This window comes from Vibrio atypicus (assembly GCF_009811315.1).
Taxonomy (GTDB): domain Bacteria; phylum Pseudomonadota; class Gammaproteobacteria; order Enterobacterales; family Vibrionaceae; genus Vibrio; species Vibrio atypicus.
Genome location: NZ_BLID01000003.1, coordinates 387,374 through 413,494, shown reverse-complemented (window position 1 = coordinate 413,494; position 26,121 = coordinate 387,374). Strand labels below are relative to the sequence as shown.

Here is a 26,121-nt window from a genome sequence, read left to right as displayed (position 1 = left end):
AATATTAGCTATTCGGTAGGATTACCATTTCCATTGGCTTTTGCCAAATGTGCTCGAATTCATTGCTAATGTCGAACTCATTTAGGTGAGCTACATGAAAGTTCATCAACTCAAGATCGTATGAAGGAGAGGTATAGACTTTCCCCTCGTTAATCGCAGTTACAAGCGTATCTGCCTGGTGCGCTGTATAAGCTTCATCATAACGTCGCGTCTTTTTCTCAAGCTCATTGCGAAGTTCGGATACCACCATTTCATATTCTGCTTGGCTAAATCCACTTGCTTTAGCGCGATCGATTTCTTGTTGTACTACTTTTTGTGCCTGTTGAATTCGTTGGTTGTCGTCACTCACGACAGCAACCTGAGAAACAAGGTTTGTTTGCCCTAAAACTTTATTTGAAACTGAGATTTCTACAGGCTCTTGTTCTAGCGCCTTCTTTAAACGCTGTTCTAGGATCTTGTTCGCGATAGTTGCAGTTAGAAGCTGCTTTCTCGTTAACTTATTGTCTTCACGGCTATTTAAAATAGTGTGTGCAGTGTAAGAAACGGTTGGTTTTGTGTCTTCAGCTTTTTCTTGAGAAATAGATTGAAGCGAGTCGGTAGATGCAGAAACAAGCGCTGCTTGAGGTACCCACGTTGAGAATGCATCTTCAAGTGTTTTCGCTGCGACGCGTGTGTTGAGGTGACCTGCTACAACGACTGACGCATCGATAGGAGTGAGTAAATCGTTAGAGTTGTGCGCTTGAATGCGTACTGAAATGTCTTGTAAAGCGTCTTGAAGCGTTACGTTTTCTTGGTTTGGGAGATCGAGCTTAAGTACCGTTTGATCGGCGTCGCTGTGGAATGCCCAATTCGAGTTCTCGATAATACGGTTTACCGCTTGATTGGCGGAAGGGGATGCGATCGGAAATCGAATACGAATTGACACAGCCGTTGCGCTGCGGCTTGTAGGCAATAGTACATAACGTAATTGATTTTGAAGCTGAGCAACTTTAGTCCCTTTCGGAAGAGCAATATCGCTATGAGTAAACCAGGCCGCAGTGTCTTGAGCCGCGTTAATAGGCATAGAATAGAGGGACGATGTGATAAGTAGGCTAGCAGTTAGTGAAGCAGCGAAAAAAGTACGTATTGGTGTAAGCAAGGTGTTCTCCTAAAACAAGTAAGGGTGGACATTCCTTGTTTGAGGCGATGGCTGGTAATTCTTTCGTTACCTGGCTAAATCGATGAACCGGCTCCTTGATCCATCAACTCAACAACTAATGAGAGATCTCTTTCGAAAAGGAAAGTTAGTTATTGAGTCGCGCAAATTTTCTACAACTTAAGTTAATTAGTCAATAGGCAATAATTGACAAACTTAATGTGTCTCACGTTTGAGATGGTTAAACTAAGGTGTAGTGGCTTGCGCTGGCTAATGAAAGAGGTTTTGAAAACCAATAACCTTGGAGATAAGAGGCGCCCATGTCAGTGAAGGCCTTGGCCATTTGACCATTCTCTATTCCTTCAATCACGATATCGACATCGTAAGCTTGGCACAGCTTAATAACAAAAGTGAGGTATTCAAACGTTGCTGGGTTAGTAAAAGAGCGCCAAGTAATTGATTTATCGACTTTGATTTGTTGCAAAGGAAGATCAAAAAAACTGTTTAATGAACTGTAACCTGCGCCGAAATCATCAAGTGAAAGCTGAAAACCAATCTCGCTGAGCTTATTTAATTGGTCAATAGCATTCTTATTCCCATCTAAAATCATGGTCTCAGTCAGCTCGAGCACGATGTTTTTAGGGTTGATTGAATACTCTTCTGCAATACGTTTGACCGTTTGAGGAAACTCGTGGTTAAGCAGTTGGAGAACAGAAACGTTCACATTTACTCGCACAGAGGTATTATGCGTTGCTTGATACTGTTGGAGAAACTCGCAGGCTTTTGTATAGACCATGTAACCGAGATCGACGATTAGCCCTTTCTTTTCAGCAACAGAAATGAATTCATCAGGGAAGATTTCACCGGCTTCAGGGCACTTCCAACGAACCAGTGCTTCAAAACTTGCGATAGCATGACGTTTGGTACAGATGATAGGTTGAAACTTAACCGATAAAATATCTTTGTTTATAGCATTGCCGAGTTCGCGCTCAATGTAGAAATGGCGATCAACCTTAGTTTTTGTTTCACCATTATAAACACTAATATGTGTTTGCTGCAGTTCTCGAGCAAATTGGCTAGTACGGCATGCTATTTTAATCGCTTCTTCTGCTTCTTGCTCGGCTGGGATATTAGGGTAAATACCTAAATTTATCTCGGTGCCGTACAAAAAACCGTTCGCTTTGACTGCGTCATGATATTCATTGGAAATACGTTCACCAAGATCAAAGAATTCTTCTGGTGAGTATTCGCCGCGAAGTAAAATAACAAAATCGTCTGAACGTACACGATAAAGATCGACGAAATGGTCTGGGAAGCTATTCAGAGCTTCGACTAAATGGCTCAATACATCGCGCATAATTTGCGCACCATATAGTGAAAGGTACGAGCGAATATTGGCAATTTGTATGTATATTAGGCTATGAGTTTCGCGAAGAGAGCCGATATTGTCGATATCCATCGCTAGCTTGTAATCGTTAGACAGGCCCGAAGCGCCATCTTTATACGATGTTTGATGAACAAAAGCCTCCATCAGTTTTCGGTCAGAGATATCCTTATGACAACCAATCATGAAGCGTTTGCCTTTGACCGTCTTAGTTATCGCTGTTCCTTCTAACCAGACATATTGCCCATTCGTGCAACGAACACGGTATTGTGTGGCGAGTTTAGCTTCGTCTTCTGAGATATGCTCATCGACACGACTCTGTAGCATTGCTCGATCCATAGGGTGGACGAGATCAAGCCAATATTTCAAACAAGTGTGCCCAGACTGCACCCCAAAGCGTTGATAAAAGCTTGGGTTATAAAAACAGACATGCTCGGTATCAGACATATAAAAGATGCCATCATTAAGCACATCGACCATGTGTTTAAAATGATGGTCCATCAATTCATCTAACTCTGCTCCAGTTAGAGAATGAGAAAGTTCGTCGGTCTTTTGTTCCATTGTTACCTCACACTCCGAAACCAAAGTAATTTTCGGACGAGGGACAATGCTGTTAATAGTTTGCGACATAGAGTCCTAAGATACATAAGCGATATGCTAGGCATCAATTATGATACGGTATTAAGCGTAGATTGCGATTCGTTGCAATTTAATAAACGAAATTATCGATAATTTATCAAACGCATTTAACCCTTAATGTGAAGTTTGTCGTTAAAGTAGGGTTAATAGTTGTATAAACAATGATCTGACATTTCAACGTTGTGCAAAAATATGTATATAGGGTTTGTCGATACCTGAGACTTTGTACTAGGGTAGAGTGTTTTTGATTTCGGCCATATTGGTTGAGCATTGTATGCGTTTACGCAACTAAAAATAGGAAGGATATGAAGTCTCAATTAGATCTCAACTTGCTCAAAGTGCTTACATTGTTGGATAAGCACCGTCAGTTAAAGCCAGTAGCGAAAGTTCTGGGTAAGACAGAAAGTGCAGTAAGTAAGCATTTAGCAAAGCTGAGAGAACAGTTGGGAGACCAATTGTTTGTTAGGGGAGCAAATGAATACGAACCTACGGAGTTCACTTTGCAACTTCTGCCGCAAGTGGAACAAGGGTTAGACCTGATCAATGGCGCGGTACAAAAAGAAGATTTCGATCCAGCGACGTATGATAAACCCATCACTATTGCGTTACCGAGTCTAGCTCAATATCTTTTTGGAAAATCCTTGATGGTGGATTTATTTGAAACTTTCCCTAATTCTTTTATCAGCATTACAACTTGGTCTGACGATTCTATTGAAGGCTTACTCGATGACAAGATCGATGTAGGTGTACAGTATTTCAACCCGGATATGACCAAAACAATTTATCAGAAGCATTTAGGTCGTTACCTTGGTGGCATTGTTTGTTCGAAAAAATATTGTTCGAAAACTCTGGAAGAGAAACTTGCCATGCCGTACATCATGATGGAAATGAAAGGTTGGCAAGATAAACAAGCAGTAACAAAACTTGCATTGGAAGAGCAAGGAATCGATATCCATAAGATTGGTGTCGTTGACAACATTACTTGCTTGTTTGAAATGCTGGAAGCGACCGAATCGGCAACATTGCTACCAGCGACTAAGCATTTGTTAGAGCGCGAAGATTACTGTGTGAGTGTATTACCTGAGCATTTACAACTCGAGCATACACCGTCTGTAGTCGCTAACTATAAGATGGTGCATCACAGTAATCCTCTGCATGTCTTATTGGCTAATAAACTTAGGCAATATTTGTTCTAGTCTCAGAGACTGATACATATAAATGTTCTTGTAGATTCATAAGTTCAACAATTGAATCGACATTATATTTGTCGAGAATTCGTGATTTGTAAGTACTGATAGTCTTTGAGCTTAACGACAGTAACTCAGAAATCTTTTTGTTGGTGTAACCTTTTACTAAGTAATTGAACACGACAGTCTCTCTGTTAGATAAGGTCGTGTTTCTGCGAGTGGTTGTACGCTCTTGCTTAAATACTTTGTAGCCACGAATGACACTAATAATGGCTTCTTTCAATACTGGAGTAGATTCAAATTTTGCAACGTATCCATTTGCTCCAAGTTTGCGTGCGGTGTCAGAGTACATCGGGTGCTTGTTACCTGAAAGGAACAAGATTTTACCTTTATACCCATGTGCTCTTGCGCGGCGAACAAATTCAAAACCATCTGAGTTTTCCAGATCAACATCTAGAATCACCAAATCAATTGCGTGGTTTTTGACGACTTGAACTCCGAATGTCGCTGAACTTGCTTGTAAAACTTGTGCTCTTGGGAGTAATTCGTAAACAAGTTGCTCTACCGCAGTACGCATAATTGGTTGGCTATCGATTACGAGTGTTTTAGTTGCTGACATCATTATTCTTTCTCTTTTTAGTTTATTGTAAGTGTCGTCCGTGCACTGCTTGTTCCGATGGGGGTAATGTAAGACAAAACTGACGGAAAAGGTGGAAAGGCGCACTTTCCAATAAGGAAAGTCTGTCAGAAGGATGTCAGCTAATGTCTATTAGAAAGATAATCGCTGATCAGTTTATCAATGGTTCCATCCTGTTTAAGCCGCTTTAAGTGCGAGTTAAATTGGGCGACAAAATCGGATTTATAGGGGTAGGTAAGTGGGTCTACGTTAGTGAAACCGAGGTAACCTTGCTCGTTACTTACCATTGCAGTTTCGACAAGTTCCCAATTCGGTGGAACTTTGCGACTTCTTTTTAGATCTTCAAGCGCCCATAGAACAGAGAGTTTATCGTTGATGTAGCAATCGCTCTGTTTTTCATACAGAGCTATAAGGCTTAGCTCATTCCCTTTGGCTGAAAGGGTGAGTATTTTGTTTTGAGCTACGGCGTCCCAAAATGCTTCTCCACCCAAAGAAAAAGCTTCATTTATCCCAATTGTGAGTCCGAAGTAATCCTCTGGCCATTTGGCTGTTTTTCTACCTTGGATACTTTCTTGTCGACAAAATACGACGACTTGTTCATCAAGAATAGGTTCTGAATATGGAGAAATGAAAAATCGCTGATCAGCATAATAGTAGGGAGGATAGAGCGCAAAACCTCTACCAAGTTCGAGCAGTTTCAGGCCACGCTTCCACGGGATAGGTTTGATTTTAATCGAGTAGCCATCCATTTGTGAAAAGACGACTTTCAGAATTTCAGTATAAATACCTCTAGCTTCACCATTAACATGGTAGCTATAGGGTGGATAAGAATCATCGCCATAGATCACCACTTGTGTTGGCGGCTCATAAGCAAATGTCGATGTTGTAAAAAATGCAATAAGTCCCTTTAACCACCAGCGCACGAGAATACCCATTTAATTGATGCTACTAGTAATAACTTTAGTTTATTTATTGGGATATAGAGATTAGACTCAAGAAATTGACAATATCTACCTTAGAGTACGTTATGAGTGAAGAGTACGAACAAGGCGAAGAAATAGAAATCGAAGCGATCGGTATTGAAGTTTCATCGCATCCTATCGAGTTATATAAAGTGTTTAAAATTGCTAACTTGGTTGGTGGAGGAGGTGAAGCGAAGCACCTTATCGCAGAAGGGTATGTTGCCGTAAACGGTGAACTTGAAACGCGTAAACGCCGTAAAATGTATGACGGGGACTTTTTCGAGTTTAATCAAGAATACTACGTAGTGGTATGTGATGCGCCTATTACTGAGCCAGAACCAAAAGTAGAACCCAAAGCGCTGCAATCCAAAGCGAAAGGGCCGGCTAACTCGAAACAAAAATCGAGTTCGAGCAAAGCTAAGAAAACATCTAATAAGAAACAGTGCAAGCAATCATCCGACGCTAAACCGAAGAGCTCGGCACCGCGGAATAAGAATGGTCGTACATCGATCGACTTCTTTTAGTTTTAACAGAGAGCCTAACGGCTCTCTTTTCTTTTATAACATCCTATCTTTTGTCTTTTTGGTCACCTATCTGAGTGATTCCTATTCGAATAGCACAAAATTTCATTTTCTCTATCGACAGTAATAAAAATCTAAATGATAATGCGTTGCATTAGATTTTGATGGGGATAAATCGATGAAGATGAAAACATTGGCGCTTGCTCTTGCCCTAACTGCATTTGGTTCGAGTGCAAAAACGGTAGAAGTTGAGCATATAAAAGGCACGACAAAGGTTGAAACTAAGCCAGAACGTGTTGTGGTAATAGGTTTAGGCCCATTGGATACCGTAAAAGCTTTGGGCGTAGAGCCTGTCGCTGTTTCAACAGTTAGCATGTTCCCAGACTATTTGGCCCAATATCGCGATGGAGAGTTTGTGTCGGCGGGTAGTTTGTTTGAGCCAGATTTTGAAACTATTTATACGCAGAAACCCGATCTAATTGTTGTCGGTCCTCGTGGTGCAGGAAAGTACAAAGAGCTATCTGAGATTGCTCCAACAATTGTTTACGCCGTTGATAAATCGAAAGGTTATTGGGAAGGTACGCAACAAGAGTGGCGTAAGCTTGGCGAAGTGTTTGAGAAAGAAGCTCTGGTCGAACAGCAAATTGCTAAATTGGATAAAGAGTTTAAACAGCTTCAAGATTATAACCAAACGAACAAAGTGGATGCCTTAACGGTAATGAGTGCTGGTGGCAACATTACGACCTTTGGCGAAAAATCGCGCTTCGGTTCAATTTACAAAGATTTTGGATTTGTAGAAACCGTACCTGGGATTAAGGAAAGCCGCCACGGTGATCTGATCTCTTATGAGTTCATCCGCGAAAACAACCCTTCTACATTGTTGATCGTGGATAAAGATATCCTAATCAATAAAGGAAAAGAGAGCAGTGTTAAACGAGATTTTGAAAATGATCTAGTGAAGGGCACTAACGCATACAAAAATAAGAAAATGGCTTATCTCGATATCAATGCTTGGTACTTATCCATTTCAGGTATGCGTGCGACTGAGCAGATGCTTAATGATGTGAAGTCGGCCTCCGGTCTTAACTAGTCAGTGATGTCTTCAATGAAAACCTCAAGTGACATGCTTGAGGTTTTTTGTATTAAGAGGTTATTTCTTTGAAAACGTTGTCGTGGACGCTCATTGTCCTCAGTGTTTTGTCTTTATTTGTCGGCATTGGACAACTTAGTGTCGTTGATCTCGTGCATGGTGATTCGAAAAGTTGGCAGTTATTGATCACTAGCCGTTTGCCTAGGTTAGCGGCTGTGTTGCTAGCCGGCGCGGGGTTGAGTATTGCGGGACTAATTATGCAGCAAATCAGTCAAAACCGGTTTGCTTCCCCATCAACTTCCGGAACCATTGAATGCGCGATGCTAGGCTATGTATTGAGTTTGGTGATCTTTGGTGATGGAAGCCAACTCTGGCTGATCTTTGCAACCTCGATGTTAGGTACGCTTCTTTTTGTTCAATTCATTAACCGAATTCAATTTAAAAACGCAGTATTTGTCCCTTTGGTTGGGATTATTTTTGGTAATGTCGTGTCGTCAATCGCTACATTCTTCGCTTATAAGCACGATGCCGTCCAAAACCTATCGAGTTGGACAGTAGCGAATTTCGCGAACTTGCTACAAGGGGACTATGAACTACTTTACGTAGCGATTCCATTTGCCCTGTTTAGCTATCTTTATGCGACCCGCATTTCTGCTGTGGGGTTAGGTAAAGATTTCGCGGTTAACTTGGGTTTGAACTATCAACAGGTGTTAATCATCGGTGTGTTACTGGTTTCCGTGATGTCTGCTTCTGTAGTGATGATCGTGGGTAAGTTGCCTTTTCTTGGATTAATAGTTCCTAATTTAGTGAGCCGATTTTATGGCGACAACCTTAGACGAAATATTCCGCTGACCGCTTTACTGGGAGCGCTGATCGTCCTTGGATGTGATTTACTTGGCCGAGTGATTATATTCCCTTATGAATTGCCGATTACGAATATCATTAGTTTGATTGGTGGTGCGGTTTTTGTCTTCTTCATTCTGCAAGGAGAGAAAAATGCACGATAACGCTAAACTCATGGTGCTCGCCATCACAGCGGTAGTTTTTTCAGCTCTATTTTTGGGCATTGGGTTGACGGCTGATAACTATCAATACTTTTTATCCAGGCGGATACCGAAAGTGTTAGCCATGATAATTGCAGGCATTGCGATAGGGCAGTCGTCTCTTGCTTTTCAGACTATTACCCATAATCGAATTTTAACTCCCAGTATCATGGGATTTGATTCATTGTACCTCTTTACGAAAGTACTAGTCGTCGTGGCATTTGGTGGTTTGAGCAGCATTGCAATGAATAGCTACTTAAACTTTGCCGTTTCTGTGGTCGCGATGCTTGGATTCTCGGCTCTACTGTTTGGGTTTTATTTTCGAGGTGAAAGGCAAAACCTGATGGTATTGCTATTGCTCGGCGTGATCTTAGGTCAAGTATTTGATAGCTCTTCATCATTTTTGATTATGCTAATGGATCCTAATGAATTCGCTTCAGTACAAGCCAGCATGTTTGCTAGCTTTAACAATATTAATGTTGACCTAGTTTACTTGAGTACACCGTTACTATTATTGGCCTCATGGCGCTTGTATCGCCTTAATCGTCTATTGGATGTGTTTTGGCTAGATAAAGACAATGCAGTTAGCTTAGGGGTTGACGTTAAAAAGGTAACACTACAGATCTTGATGCTCTCTGCTGTTCTTATCTCTATCTCGACGGCTTTGATCGGGCCTTTGCTTTTCTTTGGGTTATTGGTGACGAATCTAACCCGTGAAATATTTAAAAGCTATCAGCATCAAGTGCTTCTCACGGCTGTGTCTTTGGTCTCAGTGGCATCTTTGCTAAGTGGGCAATGGGTTGTAGAGAATCTATTTGGTTTTTCAACAACGTTAAGTGTGGTGATTAATTTTATCGGCGGTGTGTACTTTTTAACTATGCTGCTTCGCAATAAAATTGTTTAGGGTAAATATGATTTCGTTAAAAGGGCTAAAAAAAGTATTTGGTCAGTCTGCGGTTGTCGATAATGCGAGCGCTGATTTTGAAAAAGGTAAGGTAACGTCGATCATTGGTCCTAATGGAGCGGGTAAGAGCACGTTGCTTTCGATGGCGAGTCGCCTAGTAGGAAAAGACTCGGGTGAAGTATATATAGATTGTAAAGAACTGTCCGAATGGGACAATAATGCACTGGCTAAGCGATTGGCTGTGTTACGTCAGGCGAACAATATCACGATGCGCTTTACTGTTCGTGAAATGGTGTCTTTTGGGCGTTTCCCATACTCGCAAGGCAAGTTGACAGAGGAAGATACACAAGTGATCGACAGAGCGATCGAGTATCTGGATTTGTCGTCAATCCAACATAAATACCTTGATGAGCTGAGTGGCGGTCAACGTCAGTTGTCATTTATTGCGATGGTGATGGCGCAAGATACGGATTACGTGTTTTTAGATGAACCACTGAATAATCTCGATATCCGTCATTCCCTACAGATTATGCGTAACATTGGTCGATTAGCACACGAGATGAACAAAGCCGTTGTTGTTGTTATCCATGATATTAATTTCGCTGCATGTTATTCAGACAAGATCATCGCATTGAAAAAAGGAAAAGTAGTTGCACAAGGAAGCGTTGAGCAGGTGATTCAGTCAGATATTTTGGAAGATATTTATGAAACTCCTTTCAATATAATCGAAGTAGAGGGTAAGCGGATGTGTACTTATTATTAAGTACGCATGATGTTAATTGTGCTCATATTCTTAAAAAGCCCTAGTCTGGGCTTTTTTTGTAAATGACATATAAACTTTAGTTGTATTTTAGTGCTTCAACACTAAATGTATTCAAATATTTTAAATAATTAAATTATGCGATAGAGGCTAGATGCATATCGAAATTATAATAAACTATATATGTCAATAAAAACCAGATAACAATTATGGTTTTGATCACATTTATCGTTATTTATGGTTTATTAATTGTACAATTTATAGAATCATACTTTATGTGATATTTAATCACTGTAGATAAAGGGATATTAGATATGAAATATCTAAGAATACAACATAAGTTATGGTCGAGCTCTTTGGCTTGGTTCACGCACGACTTTAAATTATCTATCTTACCTTCATTTATTCCTCAATAAATATTGATTGTAAGCGCTAGGTCTATAGCGCGTAATCAAACTTCATAAAAATTAATTTATCGGATAATTTTTCGATGAATTCCTGAGCGCACTTTATTTATCAAATGCTATGTAATTGGCAGGGTAAGGTTTGCTCTAAAAAAACTAGATATAAAAATATAATCAAATTAATGTTTGAGGAATAACTATGGATAATTACAAACATCTGCCAGAACCATTTCGCGTTCGTGTTGTTGAGCCAGTAAAAACAACCACTGAAGAGTACCGTAAAGAAAAAATTGAAAAAGCAGGAATGAATCCATTTCTTTTGGATAGTGAAGATGTGTTTATTGATCTTCTCACAGATAGTGGAACTGGTGCGATCACTCAAAGTATGCAAGCTGCCATGTTAATGGGTGACGAAGCATACAGTGGTAGCCGCAGTTACTATGCTTTGGCAAATGCCGTTAAAAAAATATTCGATTATGATTTAACGATTCCAACGCACCAAGGACGTGGTGCTGAGCAGTTATATATTCCAGTTCTCATTGCAAAACGAGAAAAAGAAAAAGGCCTTGATAGAGATAAAATGGTCGCGTTTTCAAATTACTTCTTTGACACGACACAAGGCCATACTCAAGTAAACTGCTGCGTTGCCAAAAATGTATATGTTGAAGAAGCGTTTGATACATCAACGCACGCAGACTTCAAAGGCAATTTTGACTTAGATAAACTTGAGCAAGGGATTCTAGAAGTAGGGCCAAAAAACGTTCCATATATTATAAGTACGATTACATGTAACTCTGCAGGTGGCCAGCCTGTGTCGATTGCCAACTTAAAAGCTGTGTATGAAATTGCACAAAGATACGATATCCCAGTCATTATGGACTCCGCACGTTACGCCGAAAATGCCTACTTTATTCAGCAACGTGAACCTGGCTACCAAGACTGGTCAATTGAAGATATTACGCTAGAAACCTATAAGTATGCCGATGCTCTTGCTATGTCTGCAAAGAAAGACGCTATGGTACAGATGGGTGGTTTGATGTGCTTTAAAAATGAAAGCATGTTTGAAGTCTACACCGAATGTCGCACCTTGTGCGTGGTACAAGAAGGATTCCCTACGTATGGCGGCCTAGAAGGCGGTGCGATGGAACGTTTGGCTGTAGGTCTGTATGAGGCAATGCGTCAAGAATGGCTTGAATACAGAATCGGTCAAATTGAGTACTTGGTTAGTGGATTAGAAAGCATTGGTGTTGTATGTCAGCAAGCTGGTGGTCACGCGGCTTTTGTTGATGCGGGCAAACTGTTACCACATATCCCATCTGATCAGTTTCCTGCACATGCTCTTGCTTGTGAGCTATATAAAGTCGCAGGTATTCGCGCGGTTGAAATTGGCTCAATGTTGCTCGGACGAGACCCTGCAACGGGTAAACAGCACCCGTGTCCTGCTGAATTGCTTCGACTGACGATACCACGCGCGACCTACACGCAGACTCACATGGACTTCGTTATAGAAGCCTTTGAACGAGTGAAAAATAATGCCGAAAACATTAAAGGTCTTGAGTTTACTTATGAACCTAAAGTACTTCGTCATTTTACAGCTCGACTTAAAGAAGTGAATTAAGGCTCCAAATATCAAGCTCTCTATTATTTCAGCGCATTATCTAATAATGCGCTGCACCCTGATGCTGCTTGAATAAAACAATTTAAAGGATATAAATTATGGAAAAACAACCATCTATTATAGGTGGCTCTTGTATTATTGCTGGGGTCTGTGTTGGTGCTGGAATGTTGGGTCTACCAAGTTCTGGAGCCGGAGCTTGGACAACGTGGTCAATTATTGCAATATTTATTACAATGATTGTAATGACGATGTCTGGCTGGATGCTATTAGAAGCGTTTAAACGATACGATTTAAAAGTTTCTTTTAATACAGTAACTAAGGATATCTATGGTGTAAACGTAAACTATATTAATAATATTGCGGTTTATTTCGTTGGTAGCATTTTGTTATATGCCTATATTACGACTTCAGGATTAATTCTTGAAGGTATGTTGGGTTTTAATAACAAATTTGCGTCCATTGCTTTTGTAGCTATTTTCTCTCTTTTTGTTTGGCATTCGACTCGAGCGGTCGATAAGATTTCGGTCGTATTGATTGCCTTTATGGTTTTAAGCTTCACATTTGGCGTTTCTGGCTTAGCAATGAATATTGATGTCAGTGTTTTGTTTGACTATGAAAACAAAGGTATGAGTTACGCTCCCTACGCGATGGCGATGCTGCCTGTGGCACTGACTTCTTTTGGTTATCACCATTCTGTTGCCAGTATGCGTTCATATTATGGGAACGAGCAGCGCGCGAAATACGCCATTCTTGGCGGAACCTTCATTGCGTTAATTCTCTATATTCTTTGGGTTGTAAGTATCTACGGGAATTTGCCTCGTGACAATTTTGGTCCTGTTTTAGAGCAAGGGGGTAATGTAGAAGCGCTATTAGTCGCCCTAAGTTCCGTGATTGATTCTGAAAAGGTGGAAGGTGCTATTAATGCGTTTTCGATGGCTGCGATTCTCTCTTCATTTATTGGTGTTGGCCTCGGTTTATTTGATTTCTTAGCGGACTGTTTCAAAATCAATGACTCTAAACGCGGCCGAGCAAAAACGGCAGTGATTACTTTTATCCCTCCTCTCGTTTTTTCTCTTCTGTTTCCTTTTGGGTTTGTAATCGCTATCGGATATGCCGGCGCTGCTGCAACGGTATGGACTTGTTTTATTCCTGCAATGTTGGTCTACAGATCTCGCAAACTAGAAGGCGGGCAAGATGGATTTATGGCTCCTGGAGGAACGCCAATGATTGCGTTAGTGATGACGTTTGGGGTTGTTACAGCACTTTTCCACTTTATGGCAATGATGAATCTATTGCCGGAATTTAGTTAATTACTCTTCGATAAGGAGAAAGCATGAAACAAATTATTAGTACTGATAAAGCGCCGCTCGCCATTGGTCCCTATGTCCAAGGCATTCGATTTGGCGATATAGTGATAACGTCTGGACAATTGCCTATTGATCCAACGACAAAACTGATGGTTGAAGGCGTCGCTAACCAAACCACTCAATCGTTGTCGAACGCTTTATCCATTATTGAAGAGTCTGGTCTTAATGTTTGGGATATCGTTAAAACGACGGTATTTGTCAAAGACCTTAATGATTTTCCAGTCATCAATGAGGCGTATAAGGAATTTTTTGAACAGAGTAACGCACCATTTCCTGCACGTTCTTGTGTGGAAGTAGCGCGCTTACCAATGGATGCTCAAGTAGAAATAGAAGTCACTGCATGTAGATAGGAATATCTCAATTAGACTTGCTATTGAGGAAACGCAACCTATTGTGTTTCCTCTTATTCAATTATTGTATTCGTTACAGCGGCCTATTTAGTGAGCTCTTCGATAATAGGGCACTTACTGCCAGCGTCCCCCGGGCATGTTAAAACCCACTGCTTCAACTGTTTTTCAATCTCTTTAAGCTCTCGGATCTTCAACTCAACTTCATGCAGTTTTTCTTGTGCTTTGGCTTTTACTTCGCTGCTTTTTCGGTTGGGGTTATGGGCGAGTTCAACGAACTCTTTGCACTCTATGAGAGAAAACCCAGCATTTTTAGCGCGTGAGATCAGGTTCAATTCTTGAACGTGTTGGTCTGAATACTCACGATAACCGGATTCACTACGAGCGGGTGGTGTTATAAGCCCTTTCTCTTCATACAGGCGGATAGACTTGCTAGATAGGCTAGTGAGTTTAGAAACGACGCCAATATTCATGTTTACCTCAACTTCGCAGTCAGACGACTTCAATGCAACATTTTAAGTTTATTGATAGGTTTTACTACTTTTATGGACAGAACGCCAAGAGGTTTTCTTATAAAAGGAGTGATGGCGCCTTAGGTCGTATAATGGGCAAGCTCATTAATCTGCGGAGGATTGTGATGATGAGTCCAAGCGATTACCTCCTGCAGTGGAATGGCAGGACTATAGTAAAAGCCTTGGATGTAATCGCAACCATACATTCTTAAAATTTTAAGTATTTCTAACTGTTCGACTCCTTCTGCAACAACCGTATACCCAAGACCATGAGCCAATGAAATTGCGTTAGATACAATCGAGCGATTTCTATCATTGTCTTCCAATTGATAAAGAAATGATCGATCGATCTTTATTTGGTCAACGGGCAGATCTCTCAATAATGACAAAGAAGAGTAGCCTGTTCCGAAGTCATCTAGGCTGATTTTGAAACCAATCGCTTTTAGTTTTTCAAGCAACTTTTCAGGGCTACGTAGACGATTTATAGCAGTACTTTCAGTGATCTCCAATACTACAGTCGCAACAAATCTTGGATCTGAGTTGGCAAGCCGGGTTAACTGGTTTTCAAGGTTGCGTCCCATTAGGTCTTTGGCTGAGAGATTGACATGAATCGGACAGTGAATGCCGGCGTCATCAAAAGCATCAATATCCATTGCGACTTTATCTAACAGCCATTCAGTGATTGAGTTGATTTTATTGCTTTGTTCCGCAATGGGAATGAAATCGATAGGGCTTATTGTCGTCCCATCCTCTTTAACCCAACGCATCAAGGCTTCATATCCACAGACAATATCGAGTTTGCTACAGATGATTGGCTGGTAGAAAATTCTGAACTGTTCTTTTTCTAACGCTTGATCTATTTGTCGTGAGATTTGTAGTTTTTTACGAGCGCCTTGGCTCATGGATGAACGAAAACGAGCGTGTTCTCGACCACTTTTTTTAGCCCAATACATGGCTACGTCAGCAGAGTTTATCATCTGTTCAGCATCAGTACCGTTATCAGGGAATGTGCTGATACCGATTATTGAGCTGCTAGTTAATTCAAAACCATCAATAGAAAATGGCTTTTTAAGCTCAAAGTTGATTATGTTAGCTATCGCTTGTGTCTCTATATCGTTTTTGTTTGGACAAATAATAACGAACTCATCTCCTCCGATTCGTGCAATGAAGTCGCCTTTATCAAGGTGCGATGCGATACGTTGACCGATTTGGATTAAGAGCTGGTCCCCACAGAAATGTCCCATACCATCATTCACTTGTTTAAAGTTAACCACGTCCATCAACATTAACTGAAAGGGTGTTTCCATTTCGATCAGTAAGTTAATTGTCTCAATGCAGTGTTTCCGATTCGGTAAAGAGGTGAGGGGATCGTGCAGCGCGTTATACTTCTCTTCTTCAGCTAGTGTATGTAACTTATTGATTGTATTTAAGCTAAACGAAGTGACCATGTACACAAAGATCGCTCCGGAGAAAAGGATCAGCGAGAGGCCAAACAAAATAGAATCTATGGTGTTTGATAATAGCAAAGATGCGAGCACACCGGTGTAACCAACGATGAAACAACCGATCAGAATGCTTAACATTCTCCAGCCTTTGTGTTTGGTTTTTGCACAGATTTTTCTCGCTGGGAGCAACCCAAAAATCAGTAGCAAAATGCCCGATAAGATAAAGATAATCGCTAATGTAAACAACTCTCACACCATTTATAGTATAACGTATTGTTATTGTAGTGTATCAAATTATCAATCAAATGAAATTGCTTGCAGTACTTAAAGTGTAGGTACAAAACGATTATTTATAAAACTAACATTAAATTTAGGGGGCGAAATAATTAAACAGTTGCTTTAGATCAACAAAAGTTACTTGTTTTGTTTAATCTATCTAAGAAAAGTTGAAAGATTCAAAAAATATTGAATAATGTAATCCATAACAATACACGCATAGTGCTTTCTACAACTCGGTCTGAAACAGGAAACATACTTTATGTCTAATTCGTTTGTGCTGGTTATTAACTCTGGTAGCTCATCACTGAAGTTTGCCGTTATCGACTCTAAGTCAGGTGACGCAATTGTTTCTGGTCTTGGCGAATGCTTTGGCCTACCAGAAGCGGTAATCAGCTGGAAATACAACGGCGAAAAAACAGAAGAAGCAATTACAGCACCTGACAACCACCACCAACATGCGATCAATCGTATCGTTGCGCTTATGGAAACGTTAGGTTTTACTCAAGACTTAGTCGCTGTAGGTCACCGTATTGTTCATGGTGGTGAGAAGTTTACGTCAACTGTTCGTATTGATGACGAAGTGCTAGCAGAAATTGAAAGCCTGTCTGATCTGGCTCCGCTTCACAACCCTGCAGGTGCGAAGGGCATTCAAGCTGCAATGCAAGCTTTCCCAAGTCTCCCTCAGTTCGCAGTATTCGATACAGCATTTCACCAAACTATGCCTCAACGTGCATTTACTGGTGCAATTGCTAAAGAGTTATACACAGATTTCGGTATCCGTCGCTATGGTTTCCATGGTACTAGCCACTACTTCGTAAGCCGCGAAGCTGCGAAGATGCTAAACAAGCCTGTTGAAGAGTCGAGCTTCATCTCTGTTCACCTAGGTAACGGTGCTTCTGTTTGTGCTATCAACAACGGCGAATCAATTGATACGTCAATGGGCTTCACACCACTGTCTGGCTTAATGATGGGCACACGTTGTGGTGACCTTGACCCAGGCATCATCGAGTACCTATTGAAGAAAGGCTGGTCTCAAGAGAAAGTATTCAACTCATTGAACAAAGCTTCTGGTTTCTTGGGTGTTTCTGGTCTTACAAGTGATGCACGTGGTATTTTGGAAGCGATGGAAGAAGGCCACGAAGGTGCTGCTCTAGCGTTCCAAGTATTTACATACCGCGTATCTAAGTACATCGCTTCTTACCTTGCAGCGCTAGATTCATTTGACGGTATCATCTTTACTGGTGGTATTGGTGAAAACTCTCTTCCTATCCGTCGCGAGATTCTGAAGAACCTTAAACTATTAGGTTTCGTTGAAGATGAGAAAGGTAATGAAGATGCACGCTTCGGCAATGCTGGCATTATCGCAAAATCAAACGTACTAGATGCTGTGGCAATGGTAATTCCAACCAACGAAGAATTCGTGATTGCTCAGCAGTCGGTAGAGTTGCTGTAATCTAAGTCAGATTAAATCTATTGAAAGCGAGCCTAGTGCTCGCTTTTTTGCTTTCTTGAATTTCGATCGCTGTTTTGTCGCATATCTTCAATATTCGCTCGGCACAGTCGTTATGCTTTGCTACATCAGTTGCGGAGGATAAGACAATGAAATTTAAATACACGATTTTATACGTTGAAGATGTAAAGAAAACGTTGGATTTTTACGTACAAGCGTTTGGGTTAAACGTCTCGTTTCTACATGAAAGCGAAGACTACGGAGAGTTGGATACAGGAGACACAAAGCTTTCGTTTTCTTCGATAAAGCTTATGGAACAATTAGGCAAAAATCCTTCAAAAGCGGATGCCAGTTCATCGAGTTTTGAGATTGCATTTGAAACAGATGATGTAGCGAAGGCGTTGGAGCGTGCGATTGAATCCGGAGCCCGACTTGTTCAAAGTGTCGAACATATGCCGTGGGGGCAAACGACCGCTTACGTGTCTGATATAAATGGTGCATTAGTCGAGATATGTACGCCAGTCTCAAGTTAGTAGGCCTGCGCATACAATTGCTCGGTCAAATCAGTTCTTGTTACGAGCTGCGATGGCGTAACACCAAACCACTGTTTTATTTCTCGACACATGTGAGCTTGGTCGGAATAGTGACATTGGTAGGCAATATCCGGGTGGACGCCATTTTTACTCAGCTCAAGCGCACAATGCCTTACGCGAGCAAGTTGCAACCAAAAAGCTGGGGAGCGAGTAGTATGTTGGTAAAGCAATCGTTGTAAGGTTCGGCTACTCACGCCGAGCTGTTCTGCGCAGTATTGGATGCTTTGCCCATATTCGCGAATACAGGCTAGGGCTTCAGCCACATGAATATCGGTGAATGTAGAACTTTCGATAATGTCGGTGATGATCTCTTTAGAATCGATAGATTGCTCTAAGCATGTCATAGATAGTCGCGAAAAATTGTTTCCCGGTTGGAGGCGAAATCCCATCATGGACGTATCAGCAGTAAGACTAACTTTGATGGTATTGCAATATAGAGGGGATAGGTAAATGTAAGGAGCAATACCGGGCTTTCGGACAATAATCACATCCTGACAGCCATCTGGTATCACGTAAGATTCTCTTAACTCTTTCGGGCTGGATTGCCAAATATCTATAATACTCATCACGGACTCATAGCGTGTATTTTCGAACTTTACGCACACTCTTACTTTAAGACGATATTATCATTTTTGGGAGGCTTTTTATTTGAACAAGAGCTCTCAAACAGCAGTACGTTATCCTACCTAAACATAGTGTGAGCAAGCGCATTGTTTGACTCATTTTTGATAAAACACCAATTGAACGATCGTTCAATTCGATCTATTATTCACCGGACCAATAAATTTTCTGGATGAGGTAATAGATGTACCTAGCTCAGTTTTTCAAAACGGCAGCAGAGCCTGCAATTCTTAAGCGTTCCATTAAAGTTTCTATGATAGTTGGAACCATACTGATGTTTATTAATCACGGCGATAAACTACTAGGCAGTGGTTTGGATAGTACCGTGATCATCAAGATTCTAATGACTTACTGCGTACCATTTTGTGTCTCTACGCAGGCAAGCGTTTCTGCGACTCTTCAAGCTCGAAAGAAGGTAGCCTCATAATGAAAAGCCTATTTAAGAAGCAGCCTAAAGACTTAGTTCCAATCCATGCTAACCACCTTGCTGAATTAGAGCAGATTTCAAAGTTATATCGCGAGTTCAAACAAAATGATCCAACGCTTTATGCTAAGAAGATTTACGTCAATGCGGCGAATGTTCAGAAAGCATCGAAAAGTCGTGCTGAGTCGATTACTCAAAGCTCGGCACTGATAAACGATTTCATTGAACAGTCGGAGAGTATTAACAAGCTATCTTGCGAAAGTCATAAGTACTCAAGTCAAACGGCGCAAACAGCGGATGAAACAATCGAAAAGCTGACGTTATTGCAGCAGCAAGTACTGTTTTCAAAAGAGAAGATTTGTCAGTTTAGTGAATTACTAGAGTCACTGGATGAGATAAATAAGAACGTTACCCAACTGGTTGATTCTATAAAAGGTATTGCAGCCCAAACTAATCTTTTAGCGCTAAATGCGGCGATTGAAGCAGCAAGAGCCGGTGAGCATGGACGTGGGTTTGCAGTGGTTGCCGACGAGGTTAGACAACTTGCGAACACCGCGAATCAATCTGCTGAAAGTATCGACTTAGAAATGGCATCGATCTCGAAGATCTCAGAGAGCATTTTCAATAAACAGAAAGAAGTTGAAGATGTCATCATCTTAAGCTCAGAAGTTACGCAGGAAACCATGGGCAATATGCAGAATTTAATGACGATTTCACTCGAAAGTAAAACTGCCTCGAAAACCATTACGGATGCGATAGAAACTCAGTTAGCAAGCTCAAATTTAGTGAAACAGAATATGGAGGCTTTGGTAGAAGATACCAAATTATCGATCAGTTTATCTGGCAATAACCATGAACTTGCTGAGCAAATTGTACATTCACTTGATTATTTAGAGTTGGATGCAAAACACACGTTCGAATCAGTTTAGACACTGAGGCAAGTACGCCAATCAGTAGCAGATAAGGATATGCTATGCGACAAAATGAAGATGTATTGTCAGCCTCGATTAAACCGGAAAAGTATACAGAGAAAAGTGCTAACAAGTTGGCGCTAGAGGAGATCATTGAAAAACGAAGACTCTATTCATATCAACAGACAATACAAAACATTAAGTGCGGCAAACAATGTGGCGTAGAGTTGTTGATTCGGGGGCCGAGCGACTCTCAGCTGCATAGACCGGATCAACTTTTTGCTACTGCGCAGCGACACGAGTTAGATAAAGAACTGGAGATTCTGGCGTTAAAGGTCCACCTTACGAACATTAAGCGCTTTGCTTCAACGGATTTTTATACCATTAACCTTTCTCCAGCAATGTTACTGGACGAAGAGGTTATTGAGATTTTACTGCACTTCGAATTCGCTAATATCGTTAAGATTGAACTAACAGAGCACCTTCCAATAGAAGACTGGTTACCAATTTTGCAACAAATGACTCAACTTCGAGTTAAAGGTTATGAGTTTTGGCTTGATGATGTGGGTTGCGGTTATTTTGACCTAGCCATGATTGAAGAGGTCAATCCCGAAGTGGTGAAACTCTGTATCTCGATTGTAAGTCGGTTACCTCATGATGATTCACTGTTTGAGAAGATAAAAACTGTTGTCAAAACAGTGCACTATTATGGTGGATTAGTGTTGGCAGAAGGCGTCGAAGAAGTTGAACAGTTAATGATCGCTAAGGCACTGGGTATTGACTTAGCGCAAGGCTATTTATTTGATAAACCAGTGCTGATAGAGAAATAATATCGACTGGATCACTAATTAGTTAGTTGTTGATATTATGGGATTTCGGTGATTTGCACATGCTCATAAAACAAGGCATTATTTCTAAAATTGCATAATCAAAAGAGGTTCGAGATGGATGTTTTGATCGAACAAGAAATCGCCTTACATCAGTTTGCAACACGCCAAAGTAAAGAAGAGGTGTCTCGCCTTGTACATCCAACTTTTAAAGAAGTCGGAAAGTCTGGTATTAGCTATGACTTTGCGTCGATCATTAAAATGATGGATGGCGAGAAACCATCAAAAGGTCGTATCCACTCGCAAGAATTTGAAAGCATTCAACTAGAACCGTCAACTCATTTACTCTTGTATAAAACCGCTTGGGTGAGCGAACTAGGTGCCAAAAGTCACTTTGCGAAACGCTCTTCTATTTGGGTCTTCACTGGGCGGAATTGGCAATTGAAGTATCACCAAGGAACCCCTTGCGATGAGTTTGAACTCGTTTCTTAATCATTGAGACAAACATCATTCTTGTTTAGGTACGCAGTAGTAAGGGGGGCGATATGAAAGTTGCCGTTGTATTAGGTACATCGAAATCAGATGGGAATACAAGAAAACTCGTTAATGAGTTCGTTCGCTGTTCAGAGGCTGTCTTGTTCGACTTATCGGAGAGAGATATCTCTTTTTATGATTATGAGCATCATAATCGGTTCGATGATTTTCTCCCTCTGATTGCTGAACTCAGTGAATTTGACCATATAGTTTTTGCATCCCCTGTGTATTGGTACTCAATGTCTGCTCAGTTGAAAGTCTTTTTCGATCGTCTATCTGATCTATTAACCATAGAAAAAGATCTTGGCCGAGAACTAAAAGGTAAATCAATCTCGGTATTATCGACGGGCTATAATATAGAGCTACCCGATTGTTTCATTGAACCTTTCTCAATGACGGCTAAGTATATGGAAATGGAGTTCAATGGGTGGACATATGCCGCGATTCAAGCAGAGACGGATCTAGCGTCACTTGGGGCGGTTGCCGGTATGGCTTTAGATAAGGTGCATTGATTCTCTTACTCTGTGAAAATAACAAGGAAATCGTTATGAAAACGGCGTTAGTTACAGGTGGTTCTAAAGGTATCGGGTTGGAAACGGTACTTAGATTAATTAATAACGGCTATAAAGTAGTGACTTGTTCGCGAAACATAGCACTATGGCAAAGCGCTTGTCTAACATACCCTGAATTGAACGATGTCGACTATCTAACCATCGATATATCAAAGCAATCCAATCTTAATCGTCTATTTGATCACATTGAATCTCACTATAAATCGCTAGATCTAGCAGTAAATAATGCCTCTCCCGCTATAGCATCTAGGGGCTCGTTTGATCAGGTCGCGATAGAAGATCTCAAAGCGACCCTTGATGTGGATTTTTGGTCACAAGCGCTCTGCTTAAAACGTGAAATTCGATTGATGAAAACAGGTGGCGTGATTGTGAATGTCAGTTCCATCAATGGACTAAGACCAACACCCAATGCTGCCATGTATAGCGCCGCAAAACACGCTTTGGAAGGGTTAACTCGTTCCGTTGCACTTGAGAATATTGAGCGTGGTATTCGTATCAATGCGGTTGCACCTGGCGTGACATGGACGCCAAGATGGGAAGAAAGGCAGCAAGAAGACCCTCAAATTCGACAAACCGTATCTGACGTCGTTCCATGTAAACGTTTTGCTAACCCAAGTGAAATTGTTGACGCGATTGAATTTTTACTCTCTCCTAAATCGAGTTATGTAGTGGGGCACACCTTAGTGGTAGATGGAGGCTTAACGTTAGCTTAAGCCTTGAAATTCTCTTGAAAATAAAGCCAGCGATTAGCTGGCTTTATTTTTATTTAACCGTAAGCAACGCTCGGGAACCAAAGCACCAGTTGCGGCCACACAACCAAACACACCAAGGCAACTAACTGAATCAATATGAAAGGTATAACGCCTCGATAGATGTCTTTAAGAGCGACACCGTCAGGACAAACACCTTTAAGGTAGAACAAAGCGAAGCCTACTGGCGGGGTTAAAAAGCTGGTTTGCAAGGCCATAGCGACTAACATAACAAACCAAACCAAACTTGGATTATCGACGACGCCGTGTCCATCCAGTTCAATTCCTAAGCTCGAAATCACGGGAGCAAGCAGTGGCAACGCAATCAAAGTGATTTCAATCCAGTCGAGGAAAAATCCGAGCATAAATACAATCAGTAAGATGAAAGCAATAATGCCATACGGACCAAACGGCAAGCTGGTTAAAAACGACTCGATTAACTCATCGCCCCCTAATTCACGCAGAACTAGAGCGAAACAGGAAGCGCCCAAAAAGATCATAAAGATGTACGCTGTTGTGCCGTATGACGAGAGCAAGACCTCTTTCATCACTTTTACGTTGAGTTTCCGGTTGTATGCGGCAAGTAAAGTAGCACCTAACGCACCAATACCTGAGGCTTCAGTTGGTGTCGCGACCCCAGCAAAAATAGACCCAAGTACACAGAATATGAGCAACACAGTCGGTGTGATGTCTTTAAATACTTGCAGTATCAAAGTCCATTCGACAGGCTGAACATCATCAGGAATCGGCGCTTTGTGCGGATTCATTTTGCCGACAATTAAGATGTAACCTATGTATAAACTGCCTAGTAATAAGCCTGGCATTATAGCGCCCATAAATAGGTCACCCACGGACAAACCAAGTTGATCTGCCATTATTACTAGCATGATTGACGGGGGAAGTAAGATGCCTAATGTACCTGCTGACGCGACAGTACCAAGTGCCAAGGGCAAGTGGTAGCCTTGTCTCATCATGCTAGGAAGTGACATTACAGTTAACAACACGACCGATGCCCCAATGATTCCGGTCGAAGCGGCTAATATAATCCCGATTGCCATAACCGTGATGGCTAAACCACCGTGAACTTTACCAAACAGTGCTTGCATCGAAGACATCAGCTTTTCTGCGATACCTGATTTATCCAGCATGTTACCCATGAATATAAACATTGGTAGCGCGACCAGAATCCAGTTATCCATGATCTTAAAGATACGGTTAACCACTAAACCTAAACTGGTGTAGTCGAGCCCAGTAAAGGTATCTAAATAAATATCGGCATAGTAACCAACCGCGGCAAATACAACGCCAATCCCGCCCAGAACATAGGCGACGGGAATTCCGGTAAAAAGTAATAAGATGAACGAGCCAAACATGGCAATTACAATCCATTCATTTGCTTCCATCGTGTTCACCTTTAAATAGAGTTTCGATATTACGTAGAATTCTTGCCAACATAGAGAGTAACAACAGGCAGAAACTGATAGGGATAACGCTCTTAATTAACCAGCGAAATGGAAGGCCAGAGGGGGATGCTGAGCTTTCATTTACTCGCCAAGATTCGTAGGCGAAATCGTATGAGTGAAGGATAACGACGACCACAAATGGGATCGCGAGTAGGCTCAGGCCAAGTAGGTCAACCACGGCTTTTTTACGTTCAGAAAACTTATGATAGAAAAGATCGACGCGCACGTGCAGGTTGCTGATCTGGGCGTAAGCGGTGCCGAACATTACGGCAGTCGCATAAAGATGCCATTGCAGCTCTTCGAGAGCGATTTGACCATTCGAGAACACTTTTCTCAGCACAACTTGGATAATAATAACGGCCACAAGCGCGAGGTTTGTCCATGCAAGAACTCGACTCGTTGTGGTAATAAAGCTTTCTATATGGGCATAAAATGGGGTGCTTGGGGTAGAATATAGTACCTTGCTCATTGGCAACTCCTTACAACCAATGGCCGACATGTAGCCGGCCAACAGGTCCAATTCACAGAGGGTTATTGGTTTTGAGTTTCACGTGGTAGGAATCCATTTGCAGACCATAAAGCATAGCCCTCACGGAAGGTGCTAAGGTCTTTCCATACTTTGTCGAAGAATGGGTCAGCGGTTTTCTTCTCTTCCACAACTTCAAGCCAAGTGTTTTCAAACAGGCTTAACATTTCATTGTTCCAGTAGCGAATTTCAACGCCATTTTCTTCCGCTTTCTTCATTGCGTTGAACTGTAGCGCTTCACCTTCAGCAATGGAGTAAGTCATGGTCGCCATACACGTGGTTTCGACGGCGGCTTGCTGTGCATCACTCATTTTGCCCCAAGTATCTTTGTTGATAAGGAGTTCAAATACGGTCGATTGTTGGTGCCAGCCTGGGAAGTAGTTGTACTTCGCGACTTTATGGAAACCTAAACGTTGGTCGATGGCGGGTTGAGAGAATTCAGATGCGTCAATTGCCCCTTTTTCAAGAGCGCCGAAGATTTCACCACCCGGAAGCTGAACCGTACCAACACCGAGTTTTTCCATTACCGATGCCCCAAGACCAAAGAAGCGCATATTGAGTCCTTTAAGATCTTCCGGCTTTTCAATCGGTTTACGGAACCAGCCTGATGTTTCCGGAGAAATGATCGCACAAGGCACCACTTTTACGTTGTAACCGCCATCGTCATACATTTGTTGGTACAGCTTTAAACCATTCCCAAAGAACAACCATGCCATGTACTCGCCAGCCTCTGGGCCAAACGGCACTGCAGAGAAAAGGGCAGATGCAGGCAGCTTACCTTGCCAATAACCGGCGGTTGAGTAACCAGAGTTCACTTTACCCGTAGAAACTGCGTCCAAAATCTCAGCGGGGCTAACTAGCTTACCTGGCTCGTAGATCTTCATTTTGATCGTACCACCAGAGGTCTTGGTAATGTGGTCGGCATACCATTGAATTGGTGTACCTAGCGCGGGTAGGTGGCTACCAAATGCAATGGGTGTTTTGAGCAGGATCTTCTTGTCAGCAGCGTGCGCTGTAACAGAAAGGCCGGTAGCAGCGATTGCGAGTGCTGAAGCGATGGCGACTTTCTTAAGGTTCATGGTTCTCTCCTTGTGAGGCTGGGTTCCTTATAGATATCGATAAATGTGAACGACGCGTAGTAATTTGTGTTAATGCGATGTTACATTTGACACTAAGTTTAGAGGGGAGATTTCTTGCTCTCTATTGGTGAAATTGCG

Annotated in this window: 27 protein-coding genes; 17 read left to right on the top strand and 10 right to left on the bottom strand. The window is 41.6% G+C overall.

Annotation, left to right across the window (positions count from 1 at the left end):
* Positions 1–4: 4 nt before the first annotated feature.
* Positions 5–1,138, bottom strand: coding sequence for an insulinase family protein (locus tag GVO60_RS09125; RefSeq protein WP_159653123.1), 1,134 nt, complete (start codon positions 1,136–1,138; stop codon positions 5–7).
* 238 nt (positions 1,139–1,376) lie between these two features.
* A complete protein-coding gene (locus GVO60_RS09120; RefSeq protein WP_159653121.1) occupies positions 1,377–3,149 on the bottom strand; it encodes an EAL domain-containing protein in 1,773 nt (590 codons plus the stop codon).
* Positions 3,150–3,463: 314 nt separating this feature from the next.
* Here GVO60_RS09120 and GVO60_RS09115 point away from each other — a divergent pair, with 314 nt between their 5' ends.
* Positions 3,464–4,354 carry a LysR family transcriptional regulator gene (locus GVO60_RS09115; RefSeq protein WP_159653119.1) on the top strand — a complete coding sequence of 297 codons (891 nt, stop codon included), beginning with the start codon at positions 3,464–3,466 and terminating at the stop codon, positions 4,352–4,354.
* Here the strand turns inward: GVO60_RS09115 and GVO60_RS09110 are convergent.
* On the bottom strand, positions 4,335–4,967 hold the full coding sequence (locus GVO60_RS09110; RefSeq protein ID WP_174855880.1) for a response regulator transcription factor: 633 nt from the start codon (positions 4,965–4,967) through the stop codon (positions 4,335–4,337). The genes GVO60_RS09115 and GVO60_RS09110 overlap by 20 nt on opposite strands.
* 137 nt (positions 4,968–5,104) lie before the next feature.
* Positions 5,105–5,917 (bottom strand): substrate-binding periplasmic protein, encoded by an 813-nt coding sequence (locus GVO60_RS09105; protein ID WP_159653117.1) that lies wholly within the window; start codon positions 5,915–5,917, stop codon positions 5,105–5,107.
* A gap of 92 nt (positions 5,918–6,009) precedes the next feature.
* On the opposite strand from GVO60_RS09105, the gene GVO60_RS09100 reads away from it, so the two are divergent.
* The 8 genes from GVO60_RS09100 to GVO60_RS09065 all read left to right on the top strand — a co-directional run bounded on the left by GVO60_RS09100 (position 6,010) and on the right by GVO60_RS09065 (position 14,001).
* A complete protein-coding gene (locus GVO60_RS09100) occupies positions 6,010–6,468 on the top strand; it encodes an RNA-binding S4 domain-containing protein (protein WP_159653115.1) in 459 nt (152 codons plus the stop codon).
* A 175-nt stretch (positions 6,469–6,643) separates the two neighbouring features.
* On the top strand, positions 6,644–7,555 hold the full coding sequence (locus tag GVO60_RS09095) for a siderophore ABC transporter substrate-binding protein (RefSeq protein WP_159653113.1): 912 nt from the start codon (positions 6,644–6,646) through the stop codon (positions 7,553–7,555).
* A gap of 68 nt (positions 7,556–7,623) precedes the next feature.
* Entirely contained in the window at positions 7,624–8,562 is a 939-nt protein-coding gene (gene vctD / locus GVO60_RS09090) for an iron chelate uptake ABC transporter permease subunit VctD (protein ID WP_159653111.1), read from the top strand.
* Positions 8,552–9,502, top strand: a complete 951-nt coding sequence (gene vctG / locus GVO60_RS09085) for an iron chelate uptake ABC transporter permease subunit VctG (protein WP_159653109.1) — start codon at positions 8,552–8,554, stop codon at positions 9,500–9,502. The genes vctD and vctG overlap by 11 nt, the downstream gene beginning before the upstream one ends.
* A 7-nt stretch (positions 9,503–9,509) precedes the next feature.
* Positions 9,510–10,265: an iron chelate ABC transporter ATP-binding protein VctC gene (gene vctC / locus GVO60_RS09080; protein ID WP_159653107.1), complete on the top strand. Its 756-nt coding sequence runs from the start codon at positions 9,510–9,512 to the stop codon at positions 10,263–10,265.
* Between the two features lie 600 nt (positions 10,266–10,865).
* The gene (gene tnaA, locus GVO60_RS09075; protein ID WP_159653105.1) at positions 10,866–12,284 is read left to right on the top strand and encodes a tryptophanase; all 1,419 of its coding nucleotides are present in this window, start codon (positions 10,866–10,868) and stop codon (positions 12,282–12,284) included.
* A gap of 98 nt (positions 12,285–12,382) precedes the next feature.
* The gene (locus GVO60_RS09070; protein WP_159653103.1) at positions 12,383–13,594 is read left to right on the top strand and encodes an aromatic amino acid transporter; all 1,212 of its coding nucleotides are present in this window, start codon (positions 12,383–12,385) and stop codon (positions 13,592–13,594) included.
* Positions 13,595–13,617: 23 nt separating this feature from the next.
* Positions 13,618–14,001, top strand: a complete 384-nt coding sequence (locus tag GVO60_RS09065; protein WP_159653101.1) for a Rid family detoxifying hydrolase — start codon at positions 13,618–13,620, stop codon at positions 13,999–14,001.
* 83 nt (positions 14,002–14,084) lie between these two features.
* Here GVO60_RS09065 and cueR read toward each other — a convergent pair whose 3' ends face one another.
* Together cueR and GVO60_RS09055 are read right to left on the bottom strand one after the other, a co-directional pair.
* Entirely contained in the window at positions 14,085–14,471 is a 387-nt protein-coding gene (gene cueR, locus GVO60_RS09060; protein WP_159653099.1) for a Cu(I)-responsive transcriptional regulator, read from the bottom strand.
* A 119-nt stretch (positions 14,472–14,590) separates the two neighbouring features.
* Positions 14,591–16,201, bottom strand: coding sequence for a putative bifunctional diguanylate cyclase/phosphodiesterase (locus GVO60_RS09055; protein WP_159653097.1), 1,611 nt, complete (start codon positions 16,199–16,201; stop codon positions 14,591–14,593).
* 292 nt (positions 16,202–16,493) lie between these two features.
* Between GVO60_RS09055 and GVO60_RS09050 the strand changes: the two genes are divergently transcribed.
* Positions 16,494–17,687: an acetate/propionate family kinase gene (locus tag GVO60_RS09050; protein WP_159653095.1), complete on the top strand. Its 1,194-nt coding sequence runs from the start codon at positions 16,494–16,496 to the stop codon at positions 17,685–17,687.
* Between the two features lie 146 nt (positions 17,688–17,833).
* Positions 17,834–18,217, top strand: coding sequence for a VOC family protein (locus GVO60_RS09045; protein WP_159653093.1), 384 nt, complete (start codon positions 17,834–17,836; stop codon positions 18,215–18,217).
* Here GVO60_RS09045 and GVO60_RS09040 read toward each other — a convergent pair.
* Positions 18,214–18,843, bottom strand: a complete 630-nt coding sequence (locus GVO60_RS09040; RefSeq protein WP_159653091.1) for a helix-turn-helix transcriptional regulator — start codon at positions 18,841–18,843, stop codon at positions 18,214–18,216. The two genes, GVO60_RS09045 and GVO60_RS09040, sit on opposite strands and share 4 nt — an antisense overlap.
* A gap of 239 nt (positions 18,844–19,082) precedes the next feature.
* Here GVO60_RS09040 and nrtS point away from each other — a divergent pair, with 239 nt between their 5' ends.
* The 6 genes from nrtS (at position 19,083) to GVO60_RS09010 (ending at position 22,879) form a co-directional block, all read left to right on the top strand.
* Positions 19,083–19,325, top strand: coding sequence for a nitrate/nitrite transporter NrtS (gene nrtS / locus GVO60_RS09035; RefSeq protein WP_159653089.1), 243 nt, complete (start codon positions 19,083–19,085; stop codon positions 19,323–19,325).
* Positions 19,325–20,251 carry a methyl-accepting chemotaxis protein gene (locus GVO60_RS09030; RefSeq protein WP_159653087.1) on the top strand — a complete coding sequence of 309 codons (927 nt, stop codon included), beginning with the start codon at positions 19,325–19,327 and terminating at the stop codon, positions 20,249–20,251. Before nrtS ends, GVO60_RS09030 begins: the two co-directional genes overlap by 1 nt.
* Positions 20,252–20,295: 44 nt before the next feature.
* Positions 20,296–21,063 carry an EAL domain-containing protein gene (locus GVO60_RS09025; protein WP_159653085.1) on the top strand — a complete coding sequence of 256 codons (768 nt, stop codon included), beginning with the start codon at positions 20,296–20,298 and terminating at the stop codon, positions 21,061–21,063.
* 114 nt (positions 21,064–21,177) lie between these two features.
* On the top strand, positions 21,178–21,552 hold the full coding sequence (locus GVO60_RS09020) for a nuclear transport factor 2 family protein (protein ID WP_159653082.1): 375 nt from the start codon (positions 21,178–21,180) through the stop codon (positions 21,550–21,552).
* A gap of 53 nt (positions 21,553–21,605) precedes the next feature.
* The gene (locus tag GVO60_RS09015; protein ID WP_159653080.1) at positions 21,606–22,106 is read left to right on the top strand and encodes a flavodoxin family protein; all 501 of its coding nucleotides are present in this window, start codon (positions 21,606–21,608) and stop codon (positions 22,104–22,106) included.
* Between the two features lie 35 nt (positions 22,107–22,141).
* Complete coding sequence (locus tag GVO60_RS09010; protein ID WP_159653078.1) at positions 22,142–22,879, top strand: SDR family NAD(P)-dependent oxidoreductase; 738 nt, start codon at positions 22,142–22,144, stop codon at positions 22,877–22,879.
* Between the two features lie 53 nt (positions 22,880–22,932).
* Here GVO60_RS09010 and GVO60_RS09005 read toward each other — a convergent pair whose 3' ends face one another.
* The 3 genes from GVO60_RS09005 to GVO60_RS08995 form a co-directional block, all read right to left on the bottom strand.
* Entirely contained in the window at positions 22,933–24,318 is a 1,386-nt protein-coding gene (locus GVO60_RS09005) for a TRAP transporter large permease (protein WP_159653076.1), read from the bottom strand.
* Complete coding sequence (locus GVO60_RS09000; RefSeq protein ID WP_159653074.1) at positions 24,305–24,847, bottom strand: TRAP transporter small permease subunit; 543 nt, start codon at positions 24,845–24,847, stop codon at positions 24,305–24,307. The genes GVO60_RS09005 and GVO60_RS09000 overlap by 14 nt, the downstream gene beginning before the upstream one ends.
* A gap of 62 nt (positions 24,848–24,909) precedes the next feature.
* The gene (locus tag GVO60_RS08995) at positions 24,910–25,983 is read right to left on the bottom strand and encodes a TRAP transporter substrate-binding protein (protein WP_159653072.1); all 1,074 of its coding nucleotides are present in this window, start codon (positions 25,981–25,983) and stop codon (positions 24,910–24,912) included.
* Between the last annotated feature and the right edge of the window lie 138 nt (positions 25,984–26,121).